Below are 14,235 nucleotides of genomic sequence, written 5' to 3' on the forward strand. Positions count from 1 at the left end.
ACCTACCCTGCCCCGCATGCCCACACCGTCGACGGTCGAGGTGCTCGCGCAGGTCCGGGAGGTCTACGGCCCGCGCTTCGTCCCCGCCCGCCGCGAGGCCGAGGACGACGCGCGCCGCATGCTCGACCGTCACCCGGGCCGGATGAGCCGCGAGGAGTTCCTCGAGCTCGGCGAGCTGTTCAACCGCCACGAGATCGCCGGCGTCGAGAAGCGCAACCGCTTCGCGCCCGCGTTCACCGGCTACTCGATCCTGCAGGCCACCGAGCGTCTCGACGAGCTCAACGAGGCGATCCGGACGCTGTGGGGACCGTCGGAGGAGGACGCGCTGCGGCTGGTCGGCGACGTCCTGGCGACCCGCACCCTGCTGCACGGCGCGGGCTCGTCGCTGCTGACGATGATGATGTACCTGCGGGACCCGGAGCGGTTCGGCATCCTCATCAACGCGACCACGGGCGGGCTGCGCGCGGTCACGGGCACGCGCTACCGGGCGCGCAGCGGCGAGCACTACGCGCGGTTCTGCATCGACCTGCTGGAGTGGCGCGAGAGGTTCGGCGTCGCGCCGCAGGAGCACGACGCCGTGCTCACCGCGCTGTTCAAGGCGGCGAAGGGCGGCGACGACGAGCCACGCCCTCCGGAGCCGGGCGGTGGGGGGAGCACCGGGGGTACCCCCGGGACCAGCGCCGACGTCGCCCGCGCCTGCCACCTCGACGTGGAGGTCGTCGACGAGTGGGTCGCCGCCCTGTCGGAGGGGCGGCTGCGCCAGGCGCTCTTCCACGGCCCGCCCGGCACGGGCAAGACCTTCGTGGCCCGCCGGCTCGCCGCGCACCTCGCGACGTCGCCCGACCACGTGCGGCTCGTCCAGTTCCACCCCGCCTTCTCCTACGAGGACTTCGTGGAGGGGCTGCGCCCCGAGGTCGACCCGCGCTCGGGCGGGCTGACCTACGCCGTGCGGCCCGGGCTGTTCCGCACGCTGTGCGCCGAGGCCGCCGCCGCGCCCGGCGAGCAGTTCGTCCTGGTCGTCGACGAGATGAACCGGGCCGACCTCGCCGCCGTCTTCGGCGAGCTGCTCCTGCTGCTGGAGTACCGCGGGCAGAGCGCGCGGCTCCCGTACTCGCAGGAGCCGTTCCAGGTGCCGCCGAACCTGCTGGTGCTGGGCACGATGAACACCGCCGACCGCAGCCTCGCGCTCGTGGACTTCGCCCTGCGCCGGCGCTTCCACGCGTTCGCCCTGCACCCCGACCGCGAGGTCCTGCGCCGCTGGCTCGAGGCCCAGGACGACGTCTCCGACCTGCCGGTCCGCGTGTTCGACCTGGTCGCCGACGCCGTGGACACCCACCCGGCCGCCCCCGGGCACTCGTACTGGATGGTGCGCGACGACGCCGCGTCGCTGGTGCGCGCCTGGACGTTCCAGGTGCACCCGTACCTCGCCGAGCTCTGGTTCGACCAGCCCGACCGGCTCGCGGAGCTCGACCGGGAGGTCCGGCTGCTGCTGGGCGAGGGCAGCTGACGTGCTCGGGCTGCGGGAGTACACGTCGACCGAGGTCGAGCTCGGGGAGGCCGACCTGCGGGCCGTGGTCGCCCTGACACGCGGCGAGGGCGCGGTGCTGCGGTCGGTCACGCCGACCGGGCCCGGCCGCTGCGCCCTCGTCCCCGGACCGTTCGTCGGTCGGCTCCGCCTGCCCGGCGGGCTCGTCCTCGACATCCGCAGCCGCCTCGACCTCGCCGACACGGCGGCGCTCCTCGCGGGTTACGTCGGCGCACCCGCGCTGCTGCGCGACGACCCCGTCCCCGCCGACGAGCACGGCTCGCTCGTCGACCTCGTCGCCGTCACCTTCGTCGACGCCCTCGAGCGGCTCGTCGGGCGCGGCCTGCCCAAGGGGTACGTGGAGCGCACCTTCACCCGGCCGCCGTTCGCGGGCCGACCGGACGTGGCCACCCACCTGCGCCGGCACGCGGGCCGCGCGGACCGGCTCGTGACCCGCGCGCAGCGCATCACCCGCGACGTCCCGGTGAACCAGGTGCTCGCGCGCGCCCTCGACCTGCTGCTGCGTGCTCCGCTGCGCCACGCCCGCACGCGTGCCCGCCTCACCGCGATGATCCCGGCGCTCGCGGCGATCACCCGCGTCCCGGACGTCGAGCGCGCGATCCGCGTCGCGCGACTCCGCCTGCCCGCACACGGCCGGGACGTCTTCGACGCCGCCGTGCTCGTCATCCGCGGGACCAGCCTGCTGCCCGAGGGCGTCGACCGCAGCGGCGCCGCGGTGCTGTTCCCGATGACGAGCGTGTGGGAGGCGTTCGTCGAGCGGACCGTCGCCGCGGAGGCCGCCCCGGGCCACCGGGTGGAACGCCAGGTCCGGGTGCCGATCACCGACCCGCCGGACGCCTCCCACGGGCGCGCCGACGTCGTCGAGTACGACCCCGAGGGGCGACCCGTCGCCGTGTACGACGCGAAGTACAAGCCGATCAGGAGCAGGCCCGACCCCGGCGACCTCTACCAGGTCTTCACCTACTGCCGGCGCCTGCGCGTCACCCGGGGAGTCCTCGTGCTGCCGGGGCGGGGCGGGAGCACGACGTACGCGATGGACGACGTGACGGTCGAGCAGCGGGGGCTCCCGGTGCTGGTCGGTGCGGCGCAACAGCAGTAGTCCGCTACGGCAGACCCCGGCACCCCGCACCCGGCACGCTGACCCGCGCGTCGGGGGGTGCGACCGAGGGGGCAGACGTGACCGGACGGATCGAGGACCTGCTGGTCCTGCTCGCCACCGACGAGGCGGCGAGCCGGGTCTTCCAGGACGATCCCGAGCAGATGATCGCCCGGTTCGAGCTGGACGCCGACGACGCGGCACGGCTGCGGAGCCTGCAGATCGAGCGCGGCGCGAAGTCTCCCCGACGTCTCGAGGAGCGCCTCTCGCGGTCGGGGATGGGGTTCGCTGCGTCGCTGCACGAGGCGTCCCAGGTCGACAGCGGGGACTCGGGCGACTCCGGCAGTGACTCCGAGGACTCGGGCTCCGACGACACCAGCGACTCGTCGAACGACTCGGGCTCCGACGACAGCGGCGACTCGAGCGGCGACAGCACCAGCGACGAGGACCGCGACAGCGACCAGGACCGGGACGAGGACCGGGCCCGGGACGACGAGGCCGAGGACGACGAGCGCGACCGCGCCACCGAGGACCAATCCGAGGACGAACCCGAGACCCGTTCGGAGCCGGCGAGTGCTCCGGCGACCCCCGAGGCGACGCCCGAGCCAACGGCCGGGCCGGCCCCGTCCTCGTCACCCACGATCCCCGAGCCCCGTGGGGGCGAACCGGACGCGTGGGAGGCGCTCGGCCCGGACGGGGAGGACGACGGGGGCGGGTCGGACACGCGGCCGGCGCCCGACGCCGTCGAGACGGACGACCACGGGGACCGCGAGTGCTTCCCGCCGACCGACGACTGGGACGAGCAGGTCGGCCCCGCGATGTCGGTCCCGGTCGACCGCGGCGTGCCGACCACGGCGCCGGCGACCCCCGTGTCGTCGAGCCCGGTGTCGTCGAGCCCGGTGTCGTCGAGCCCGGTGTCGTCGAGTTCTGGGCCGGCCACGAACGGCACGACCTCCGGCGACACCGGCCCCTCCTGGCAGGCGGAGCTGCGCGAGTCCCTCCGCGAGGCGGTCGAGGACGAGACCGGGGAGAACCAGCCCGGCGACGACGAGCCGGGCGACAGCCGGGGCGAGGCGTTCGACCTGCTCGCCGGCCTGATCGTCGACGCGGCGCGGGGCGAGTCCGTCGACACGGCCCACCTGCCTGGGCTGCAGGACGCCGCCCGCCAGCTCCTGGACGTCCTCGGGATCGACCTCGACGGGCACGCCACCACCGAAGTGACCACCGCCGACTCGACCACCACCGCTCCGGCCACCAACGGCAGCGCGCCGGTGGCGGCGCCGGAGCCGGACACGACGTCCCCGACCTCACCGGCCCCGACCTCACCGGCCCCGACCTCGCCGATGGACGGCTCCGACAGCGACACCGACGACGGCCCGGCGGACGGTAGCGACCCCGACACCGACCCCGACACCGACCCCGACACCGACACCGACGACGGCCCCGACGCCCCGAACGCCGAGGAGGCGCCGGTCGTCCCGCCGCCGCGGCCCGAGGCGCCGGTCTCCGGGCCCGCCGGGACGTACCGCGGTGGCATCGTCGTCCAGCAGGTCCTGCCCGGCGAGGACGGCAAGCTGCGGGTGACCTACGCCGACGGCACCCAGCGCGACGTCACCCGCGCGGTCGTCGACGGGAAGACCACCGACACCTACACGACGGCCGACGGCGTCGTCGTCACCGAGACCTACGGACGCGACGGCGGCTGGACCACCACGGGGCCCGACGGCAGCACCACCACCGCGGCCCGCGCCGGCGACATGTTCACCGAGGAGTCCCGCGAGCCCGACGGGACCACGACCTCCACGGTGGCGACGCTCTACGGCCGGTTCTCCGGCGTGGCGGTGCTCGAGGGGCAGCAGCAGTTCGCCACGACGATCACCGCCCCGGACGGTTCGGTCGAGACGATCCGCGTCGTCGGGACCTCCGACGGCGGCGCCGTGGCGATCACCGGCGACGGGCCCGCGACGGCGACCACGCGCGTCGAGGTCGAGGACGTCGAGAACCTCGACGGCAGCCTGACCCGCACCTTCACCTTCCCCGACGGCCGCACCGAGGCGTTCACCGTCAACACCACGGGGGAGGTGCTCCACCACGAGGTCCACGAGGCACCCGGCGAGATCACCGACACCGACGAGACCGACGACGAGGACGCCCCCGCCACCACCGACCCGACCGGGCACCGCGGCGGCGTCGTCCTCGAGATCGACCGCGGCGAGACCACCCCCGGGCTGGTAGAGCAGCACCTCGGCGACGGCACGATCCGCGAGGTCACGCGCACGGTGGACGGCACGGGGAACCTCGTCGCCACCTGGACCGAGCCCGACGGCGCGTCGGTCACGGAGACCACCACCCCGATGACCGAGGGGCGCTTCACGGTCACGACCACCACCACCTCGCCCGACGGGACGACCCGCGTCCTCGTCCGCGACGGCGGGGAGACCGTGCTCACCACGACCGGCGCGAACGGCGCCACCGTCGTCGCGCAGTCGTCCGGGATGTTCGCGGACAGCGAGATCCTGCGCACCACCGCGACCGGTCCCGGCGGCGAGAGCATCGAGACCGTCGTGGTGATGGACGCCGACGGGGAGGGCGCGACCGCCACCGTCACGAGCGGTACGTCCACGACGTCGATGCGCGTGGCGATCGAGGCCGTCGAGAACCCGGACGGGTCGGTGACCCACCTCCTCGCCTTCCCCGACGGGCGGGTCGAGGCCGTCACGCTCGGGATCGACGGCGTCCCCGTCGCGCTCGAGGGCCACCCCGGCTCCGGCGGGCCCGTCGACCCGCCGGGCGATCCGGGCGCCGAGGTCAACGGCTCCTACCACGGCGGCACGCTGCGCGAGGAGGTCACGACCGACCCGGCCACCGGCGCCGAGACCGTCACCCGCACCTACGCCGACGGCACGACCGTCGAGTTCGTCCGTACCGACCCGCCGGGCGAGGCCGTCTACACGCTCCCGGACGGCACACACGTCACCGAGCAGGTGTGGGCGACGACGGGCGGGATGACGACCCTCGAGGCCCCCGACGGCACCCTGACCCAGGACTCCTGGGACGACACCTCGTTCACCTCGAGCGTCGACCGACCCGACGGGTCGTCCTCGTCGGCGACCTGGGGGACGAACGGTCTGCCCGACGGGCCGCTCTTCGAGACCATCGACACCTCGCCCGACGGCGACCAGGTCATCACCACCGTCGAGGCGCTCGACGACGGCGACGCCCTCGCCACGTTCACCACGCCCGAGGGCACCGCGACCGTGCGCGTCGCGGTCACCGAGATCGAGAACGTCGACGGGACCGTCACGAAGGTCTACACCTTCCCCGACGGGCGCACCGACGCGTTCACCGTCGACGCCCTGGGCGCCGCGACCCATCACGAGGGTCACCCGGGCAGCGGTGAGCTCGTCGGCGCCACCGCGGAACGCGTCGTCGCCACCGACCCCGCCACCGGCGCCCAGACCGTCGAGATCCTGCATCCCGACGGCTCGGTGCAGGAGATCCAGCGGTTCACCGGCCCCGACGGGGAGGTCTACGAGTCCTGGGTCGACGACGACGGGACGCGCGTCTCGACGCACGACGACGGGCTGTCGGGCACCCGCACCGAGGTCGGCGCCGACGGGGAGAACATCCTGCGGCGCTGGGATCCGGAGACGGGGTTCGCCGAGGACCACACCGGCCTCGACGGCGTCACCACCCAGTTCCGGATGCCGCTCGACGGCGCGGTCCCGCCCCCCGGCGGACAGGTCTTCCAGACCGTCCAGATCGGGCTGACCGGGCAGAAGCTGACCACGAGCGTCGTGACCACCGCCGACGGCGGTGCGGCCGCGGTGGCCACCCGCAGCGACGGGGTGTCGGTGACGACCCGGCTCGAGGTCGAGGAGGTCGGCAACCCCGACGGCACGACGACGCGGGTCTACACCTTCCCCGACGGGCGCACCGAGTCGGTGACGGTCGACGGGCGCACCGGGCAGGTCCTCTCCCACGAGAGCGTGCCCCCGGGCGGCGAGGTGCCGCCGGCCGCGAACACCGAGACCGAGCCGCCGCAGGTGGCGCTCTCCGTCGGGCCCGACGGCGAGCGGATCGAGGTCATCACCCACGAGGACGGGTCGGTCGAGCGCGTCACGACGAGCGTCACCGGCAGCTGGGTCTCGGAGGTCACCGACGCGCAGGGACAGACCCTGCGCACCGAGGTCCTGGGCGACGGCTCGCTCGCCAAGACCGTCACCCTCGCCGACGGGAGCTCGACGGAGGTCACCCGCTGGCCCGGCGCCCTGGTCGTCACGGCCACCGACGTCGACGGCGTCGAGGCGACCACCTCGACCTTCGAGGACGGCCGCACCGAGTCGAGGCTCTACGACCCGGCCACCGAGCAGACCATCCTCAAGATCCACGCGCCGGACGGCACCGAGACCCAGTCGGTGCGCGGTGAGGGCGGGGCCGAGCGGTCGGTCTCGGTGTCCCCGGACGGCACGCAGACCGAGTCCGTCACCACCGCGGACGGGAAGCACGTCGAGCGGACCCTCCGTCCCGACGGATCCATCCGGATCGTCACCGACGCCGACGGGCGCAGCACCGTCTCCGAGGCGCGGCCCGACGGGTTCGCCACCCAGACCGAGACCGACGGCACGCGCACGACGACCGTCACCAAGCAGCCCGACGGCACGATCGAGCAGCGCACCGACGACGGCGCCGGGACGGTCTCGACACTGACAACGCGGCCCGACGGCACCTGGACGAAGTCGTCGCAGCTGCCCGACGGCGGGACCCGCGAGGAGGCCCTGACCGCCGACCGGCACATCACGGTGTCGGAGAAGGGCCCGGGCGGGATGCCGTCGACCTGGGTCGACATGCAGCAGGACGGCACCCGCCACGAGATCGCCGAGAACGCCGACGGGCGCATGGAGCGCATCACCCAGCCCGACGGCAGCTACTGGGCGAAGATCGACGGCCCGACCGACACCACGGAGTCCTGGCTCGGCACCGACGGGTCGCTGAAGACCCGCGTCACGGCGCCGAACGGGTCGTGGTCCGAGGTCCACGAGTTCACGAACGGCGACCGGTGGGTCACCCAGTGGACCGACCCCGGCACGCGGAACTTCGGGCTCGGGCAGGTCCCGAGCGACAAGCCTGTGGAGGCGCCGCTCGAGCAGGTGCGCCGCTTCGAGGGGGCGGACGGGCACACCTGGACGGAGCTGCGGTACCAGGGCGGGGCGCGGGTCGAGGTCGACAACCCCCCGGGTGTGGTCGTCAACGACCAGGAGCCGCTGACCGTCACGAAGTTCGACCCGAGTGGCGCCCAGACGCTGGTCACGACCGTCATGCGGCCGGTGGAGCCGCTCGGGATGCCACGGCCGTCGTTGCCGCCGCTGGAGAACCAGTCGATCAAGGTCGGGGGTGCCTTCGACGCGGCGTTCGCGCTCGAGGGCCGGGTCTCGGAGAGCTTCGACACCGGCATCTTCAGCGGGGAGTTCACCGCCGAGGGCAAGCTCGGCGTCTCCGTCGAGGGCCAGGGGTCGGTGGAGATCGGCCCGAACGGCATCGACGCGCAGGGGTCGCTCGAGGTCTTCATCGGCGTCGAGGGCCGGATCGGCGGCACGCTCGGCACGCCGCTCGGCGACATCTCCGCCGAGGTGGACGCCTCGGCGATGGCCTACGCGGCCGCCGTCGGCAGCGCCCACATCGGCATCGACGGCATCCAGGCATCGGTGTCACTCGAGGCGATGGCCGCCGCGCGGGTCGGGACGACCGGCGGCGGCGATCTCGGCTTCGTCAGTGGGGAGTACGGCGTCGAGGTCGGTGTGGGACTCGGCGCCGAGCTCGAGGTCGAGGGCGAGGTCTCCGTCGACCGCATCGGGTTCAGCTTCGACGTCAGCGCGGCGATCGGCCTCGAGCTCGGCTTCGAGCTCGACCTGTCGTTCAGTCCGAGCTCGCTGGTCGAGGGGATCGGTGACGTGATCACCGACCCGATCGGGGCGGGCGAGGACGTGATCGAGTTCTTCGGCGACACGGGCGAGTGGGCCGTCAACGGCATCGGTGACATCGGCGAGGGGATCGGCGACGCCGCCGAGGTCCTCGGGTCGGGTGCCGAGGACGTCGCCGGGGCGATCGGCGACGCGGCCGAGGGCATCACGGACGCCGTGGGCGACATCGCCGGCGGGGTGGGCGACGCCGCGGAGGACGTCGCCGACGCGGCCGCCTCGGTCGTCACCGACGTCGTCGGTGCCCTCGAGGACGTGGTCGACACCGTCGGCGACATCGTCGACGGGCTCGGCGATTTCGCCGAGGGCGCCGTCGACACCCTCGGGAAGGCCCTGCCCTGGAACTGGTGATATCGGCTCAGTTCCCCAGCGCGTCGAGCCACCAGCGGTACCGGATCCGCAGGGCTCGTTCCGTGCTGCCCAGCGCGGCCCCGGCCGTGAGCGCGGCGTTCAGCCACCACGGCAGGCTGACCGGTGACGCGAAGACGCCGAGGTTCATCGCGATCGGCGGGATCCGCGAGACGGGCTCGGCGACCTGGAGCAGCATCAGGCCGACGCCGACGAGGAGCAGGAGCACCGACAGGACGCCGATGCCCCTGCTCAGGGCCGGATATCGATGGTCGAGCCGCGCGCGGCGCGCCTCCGCGGAGCGGGGATCCGGCGTGAGCACGTGCTCGGCGCCGTCGACGGCCACGAAGTGGACGCGCTTGATCCCGAAAGTGCTCACCGCGACCTCGATGGTGCCGCCCGGCACCGGGAACGCCGCCGGCAGCTTCGACGTGAGCTCCTGCCGGCCGTCGATGTAGAGCTGCGCCGTCGGCTCGCCGGAGCCGGAGTTCCGCCAGTGCCGCACGTCGACGGCGTGGTCACCCTCGGGCAGGCGCAGGTGGAACAGCGACCGACCCAGCGGCTGCCACCAGCGGAAACGCTGCAACGCGCTCCCGTCCCCGGGTCGCAGGCGCCTTTCGGTCATCCGCCGCCGCAGCTGCGTGAACATGCCGTTTCCTCCCCGACGTCGCCACCAACACGCTGTACTGGTCGCACACTAGCACGGTGTATTAGTACGGCGTACTAGTACGCTGGAGAGGTGACGCAGGAGAAGAGCTCGAGGGAGCGGATCCTCGAGGCGGCCGTGGCGATGACGGGCGAGCACCTGGGGGCCGGGCTGAGCGTGCGGGCCGTGGCGGCGCGGGCCGGGGTGAGCACCGGCTCGTTGCGCCACCACTTCCCGACGCAGCGCGCCCTCCAGGACGCCGTGCTCGCGTGCGTGTACGACATCGCGATCCCGGACGACCACGTCATCCACGACACGACGCTCCCGGCGCGGGAACGGCTGATCGCCTGCCTGCGCCTCGTCCTCGCCCCGGCGCCACCCGGCGCACCGTCCCGGCAGGCCTGGAGCACCGTCCACGAGCGGTTCATCGCCCCGGAGCCCACCGACGAGCTCCGCGCGACCTACCTCGCCACCGCGCGGGAGGGCCTGCGCCGCGTCGAGTACTGGCTCACAGTCCTCGTCGCGGAGGGTGCGCTGGCCGACGGCGACAACACCCGGCGGGCGCGGTTCCTCAACACCGTCGTCGGCGGCCTGTCGATCGAGCGGGCGATGCCCGGCGACGACTCCGTCCTGGAGTCCGAGACCGACGTCCTCGGGATCGCGGTCGACGCCGTCCTCGCCGCTCCGGGCTGAGCGCTGTGCGGCGGGTCGCGCCCCGGCTAGCATCCCGGCCAGTGCCCAGGAGGTGCCGTGAACCATCCACCCCCCGGCGGACCTCCGCCCCGGCGCGGCCCCGGCCCCCGCGGTCCCGGACCCGGCGTCCCGGGTGGGCCCGGCCCCCGGATGCCGCCCCCGGTCCGGCGCGCTCCGCCGCCCGGCGACCGTCCACCACCCCCGCCGCGGACCGCGGCGGAACCGCCCCCGTCGCTGGGGTCGCCCGGCCGGTCGCGGGACGGGCGCGGCGGCGCCCCGAGAGCCGCGGGCACGGGGAAGGACAAGGACAGGAGCCAAGGCGCGGCGCGTCCCCGCCGGACCCGGGCGACCGGCAAGGTCGCCGCCGCCGGCACCCCCGAGGCGCGCGCTCGGGGACGTCGCAACCAGACGATCGTGCTGCTGGTGATGGCGGCGCTGATCCTGGCGGCGGTCGCCGTCGTCCTGCTGATGACCTTCGGCTTCCTCGGCCCGGCGCCCCAGCTCACGCCGACACCGCCGGAGCCGACCACCGCGGAGACCACGCCCGCCGAAGGATCCTGAGCGGGGTCAGCCGGTGACGGCCCGGATGCGCGCGGCGTAGACGTCCGGGTTCAGGTCGGGCGACCCGCCGAACAGGTCGTCCTCGAAGGCGAACAGGAACGCGCGGAACCCGCACTCCTGCGCGTACCGGGTGCCCTGCGTCATCTGCTCGGGCAGGGGATCGGAGCCGGCGTCACCACCCGTGCCCGCGGCGGCCGCGTTCCCGGGGTTCTCGCCCATCACGGGCAGCCCGTGCTCCGCGGCCACCGCCGCGGTCCAGCGGTAGGACGGCCACGCCGACACGTCGACGGTCGGGAACCGCACCTGCTCGGCGTCGTCGGGCGCGCACACGTCCTGGGGCGGGTCCAGACGCCGGGCGTTCACCGCGGTGGTGTCGTCGACGCTGCTGCTGTCCACCACCAGTGGCCCCGGTGCGGCGGCGAGGGCGGCGAGCTGCGCGCGGTAGTCCAGCCCGGTGTTCAGGCTGCCGTCCCGGTCCCCGGTGCCGTCGAGACGGTTCTCGACCGCGGCGTCGAGATCGGCGGGGAGCACCCCGCGGCCCGCCAGGGGAAGGTGGATCTCGCCGCGGAAACCCAGCTCGCGCAGCGTGTCGATCTGCCAGCGGGCGGCCCCGGCGATCGAGGCCGAGTACCACTCGAACCAGCTCCGGACCTGCTTCGCGTCCACCGCGCGGCCGTTCCACTCCGGGTCCCCCGGTGTCCATCCCGGCATCGGCGACGGTGCGGCGCCCGCCGCGAGGCCGTCGCCCTGCTGAGCGGCGTCGTCGAAGGCCCAGAAGGCGTTGGACGGGGTCTCCCCGGACGGGTCGGCCGAGCGGGTCGGGTAGCCGAGCTCGCCGTTGTCGCCGGTCCCGACCCGGATCGCGGCGAACGTCTCCAGGGGCCACGTGCGCGCGACCTCGGCGAGGTACTCGGCGGTCGCGTCACGCGCCGCCGCGCTGAAGGCGAGGTTCGGCACCGCGGCGGAGCCGGGTCGTCCGTACTGGTCGCGGTACGACGCACCGGGCAGCGCGGTGACCCACTCCGGGACCCCCTGCAGGCCGGGGCTCAGGACGACGCCGAGCCCGGCGTCCCGGCAGCGCCGGATGGTCGCGTCGACCTCGTCGCGGTAGCCCGGGTCGACGATCCCGGGCTCGGGCGCGAACTCCGACCAGCGGATCGTGATCTGCGCCAGCGAGACGCCGGCCCCGACCAGGGGCCCGACCCGGGCGGCGTCGCACGACGAGCCGAGCACGCCGAAGCGGGGCGGCTCGCCGTCGCCCGGCGCCGTCGCGCGGCTCGCCCCTCCGAGGACCAGCACCGCGAGGACGACCGCCGCCGCGACCACGGCGACCAGCACGATCACGGTGGTGCGCCGCGTCCCGGAGGCCGGCCGCCGGGTGGAGGGCTCAGCCGCCGGCCTCGACACCGATCTCGCCCCCGTTCCGGTCGGGGGAGGCGGCGACGTCGGCGTCGGCGCCCTCGTCGAGCGCCGGCTGGTCGACCCGGTACAGGATCGTCGCGCCGTTGTTGGGGCCGTCGGCGCGGAAGACCGGCGTCGCGTTGGCCTCCAGCCAGTCGATCAGCCCGGGTACGGCGTAGTCGTAGCCCTGCCGCGTCGTGAGGCTCTGCGTGAGGATGTACTGGGCGCCCGCGTCGCGCATCTCCTTCGGGCTGACCCAGACGCCGAAGCGCGGGTCGCGGGCGTACATCCAGTGGGCGGTCCCGTTGGTGACGCCGACCTTCGCGTCGGCCGGCAGATTGCCCTCCGCGACCCACTCGTGGAACTGCTGGAAGCCGTTGTCGGTGGTCAGCTCGGTGCGCACGCCGAGGGCGACGGCGAACACGAGGAACAGGGACGTCGCGACGAGGACCGGCCGCTGCACGCGAGGCCACTGCTCGCGCGCCTCGACGACCGCCACCGCCATCGCCGTGATGCTCGCGAGCATGATCCCGTAGCCGTACTGCTCCTCGAAGGTCCCGAACGCCGCCGAGTAGAGCCCGAACGCCCCCATGAACAGGGCGGTCAGGCCGACCATGCGCCGCTCGGGGCGGGCGCTGCGCACGACGAGGATGCCGGCGAGCGGGCAGATGGCGAGCAGGGCGTAGCTGGTCCCGTAGTGGCCGACCAGCTCGATGAGCCGCGAGACGAGGCTGGGCGCGCCCTCGGCGTTGTAGCCGCTGGTCACGTTGCCCCCGAACATGCGGGCGATGCCCTGCGCCTTCGCCTCGACCCACCCGCCGAGGCGGCCGGCGGCGAACAGGAACAGCAGGTAGAGGGCGTAGGGGGTGACGGTGGCCGCGAGCACGAGCAGTGCCTCGCGCATCGCCAGGGTCTTGCGCCAGAAGATCGCGGCGACCACCGGGAGGAAGACGTAGAGGACGTAGACGTCCTTGGTCAGGATGGCGAGACCGAAGAACGCGCCGGCCGTGACCGGGAGCAGGACACGGGTGTCCCGGGCGCCGCCGGCCGTGATGTGGTGGATGAGGGCCAGCAGGCCGACCAGGACGAAGAGGCCGCCGAGGGTCTCGAGGAAGACCCGGCTGTTGTTCCGCAGCACGAAGGGCTCGAAGATCATCAGGGCCGCGGCGAACCACGCGGGGAGACGGCCGACGATCCGCTGGACGATCAGGAACACCAGCATCACCGACAGCGCGCCCAGCGTGATCGTCAGCCAGCGCAGCGCCCACACCCGGCTCGCCGGGTCGAGGTCGCCGAGACCGAACACCTTGATGACCAGGCCCTCGACCACGAACATCCCGGGCGGGTGCAAGAAGAAGTAGCCGTTCGGGAGGTTCGGCAGGTCCCCGCGGGCGACCGAGTTGCCCAGGTCGGAGTAGACCATCTCGTCGACCCAGAGCTCGAACCCCGAGTGCACGCCGACGGCCCGGACGGCGAAGGCGACGAGGCCCAGCACCACCACCGGGACGGCGGCGCTGAGGACCCAGCGCCAGTCCCGGCGGCCGGGGGCGCCGTGCGTGATGCTGCGCATCAGCGGCGCCATCATGGTCATGGACGTCGAGGGGGGCGCCCCGGTGGCCGTCGGGGTCGTCGTGCGGGGCGGGGCGGGAGCGCGGGGAGCGCGCGGCGGCGGCGTCGGGGTCGGACGGGGCGGCGTGCGGTGCGGCCCCGGGGGGCGCCCGGGCGGCATCGGCCCCGGACGGCCCACCGGCCGACCGCCGTACTGCGGGGAGTAGTTCATGCAGCACCTTCCGGGGCGCGCTCACCTGAACAGGCGAACCTCACGACGGGATGACAGCACCCTTGACGACGCAGAGCAACCAGCCGATGGGGTGCGGTCTCCGGGACCGAGGAGAACTCTGCTGCGTGTGATCGCCCCGGGGGAGGGGGCCAGCCCCCGAGTGCGGGAGGGCGTTCCCTCGTCGAC

General features: G+C 74.1%; 9 protein-coding genes. 6 read left to right on the forward strand and 3 right to left on the reverse strand.

The genetic code is table 11. The features are described from left to right. The first annotated feature begins 16 nt into the window (after window positions 1-16). From WCD41_RS01855 to WCD41_RS01865, 3 genes are all read left to right on the forward strand, one after another. On the forward strand, window positions 17-1,507 hold the full coding sequence (locus WCD41_RS01855; RefSeq protein WP_337711673.1) for an McrB family protein: 1,491 nt from the start codon (window positions 17-19) through the stop codon (window positions 1,505-1,507). Window position 1,508: 1 nt separating this feature from the next. Continuing rightward, window positions 1,509-2,645, forward strand: a complete 1,137-nt coding sequence (locus tag WCD41_RS01860; protein WP_337711674.1) for a 5-methylcytosine restriction system specificity protein McrC — start codon at window positions 1,509-1,511, stop codon at window positions 2,643-2,645. A gap of 77 nt (window positions 2,646-2,722) precedes the next feature. Further along, window positions 2,723-8,971, forward strand: coding sequence for a hypothetical protein (locus WCD41_RS01865; protein WP_337711675.1), 6,249 nt, complete (start codon window positions 2,723-2,725; stop codon window positions 8,969-8,971). A gap of 7 nt (window positions 8,972-8,978) precedes the next feature. On the opposite strand, the gene WCD41_RS01870 is transcribed toward WCD41_RS01865, so the two are convergent. Continuing rightward, complete coding sequence (locus WCD41_RS01870) at window positions 8,979-9,617, reverse strand: hypothetical protein (protein ID WP_337711676.1); 639 nt, start codon at window positions 9,615-9,617, stop codon at window positions 8,979-8,981. 90 nt (window positions 9,618-9,707) lie between these two features. Between WCD41_RS01870 and WCD41_RS01875 the strand changes: the two genes are divergently transcribed. Together WCD41_RS01875 and WCD41_RS01880 are read left to right on the forward strand one after the other, a co-directional pair. After that, complete coding sequence (locus WCD41_RS01875) at window positions 9,708-10,307, forward strand: TetR/AcrR family transcriptional regulator (protein ID WP_337711677.1); 600 nt, start codon at window positions 9,708-9,710, stop codon at window positions 10,305-10,307. A gap of 150 nt (window positions 10,308-10,457) precedes the next feature. Continuing rightward, window positions 10,458-10,868, forward strand: a complete 411-nt coding sequence (locus WCD41_RS01880) for a hypothetical protein (RefSeq protein WP_337711678.1) — start codon at window positions 10,458-10,460, stop codon at window positions 10,866-10,868. A 6-nt stretch (window positions 10,869-10,874) separates the two neighbouring features. Here WCD41_RS01880 and WCD41_RS01885 read toward each other — a convergent pair whose 3' ends face one another. Both WCD41_RS01885 and WCD41_RS01890 read right to left on the reverse strand, forming a co-directional pair. Next, a complete protein-coding gene (locus WCD41_RS01885; protein WP_337711679.1) occupies window positions 10,875-12,206 on the reverse strand; it encodes a hypothetical protein in 1,332 nt (443 codons plus the stop codon). A gap of 49 nt (window positions 12,207-12,255) precedes the next feature. Then, on the reverse strand, window positions 12,256-13,860 hold the full coding sequence (locus WCD41_RS01890; protein ID WP_337711680.1) for an ArnT family glycosyltransferase: 1,605 nt from the start codon (window positions 13,858-13,860) through the stop codon (window positions 12,256-12,258). Between WCD41_RS01890 and WCD41_RS01895 the strand changes: the two genes are divergently transcribed. After that, window positions 13,859-14,044: a hypothetical protein gene (locus WCD41_RS01895; RefSeq protein ID WP_337711681.1), complete on the forward strand. Its 186-nt coding sequence runs from the start codon at window positions 13,859-13,861 to the stop codon at window positions 14,042-14,044. The two genes, WCD41_RS01890 and WCD41_RS01895, sit on opposite strands and share 2 nt — an antisense overlap. The last annotated feature ends 191 nt before the right edge of the window (window positions 14,045-14,235 follow it).

The organism is Actinomycetospora aeridis, from assembly GCF_037400275.1.
Taxonomy (GTDB): Bacteria; Actinomycetota; Actinomycetes; order Mycobacteriales; family Pseudonocardiaceae; genus Actinomycetospora; species Actinomycetospora aeridis.

What these genes read in the sequence shown, in the direction of transcription:
- WCD41_RS01855 (WP_337711673.1), top strand. Translation starts at nt 17, where the DNA reads ATGCCCACACCGTCGACGGTCGAGGTGCTCGCGCAGGTCCGGGAGGTC.
- WCD41_RS01870 (WP_337711676.1), bottom strand. Translation starts at nt 9,617, where the DNA reads ATGTTCACGCAGCTGCGGCGGCGGATGACCGAAAGGCGCCTGCGACCC.
- WCD41_RS01880 (WP_337711678.1), top strand. Translation starts at nt 10,458, where the DNA reads ATGCCGCCCCCGGTCCGGCGCGCTCCGCCGCCCGGCGACCGTCCACCA.
- WCD41_RS01895 (WP_337711681.1), top strand. Translation starts at nt 13,859, where the DNA reads ATGGACGTCGAGGGGGGCGCCCCGGTGGCCGTCGGGGTCGTCGTGCGG.
- WCD41_RS01890 (WP_337711680.1), bottom strand. Translation starts at nt 13,860, where the DNA reads ATGACCATGATGGCGCCGCTGATGCGCAGCATCACGCACGGCGCCCCC.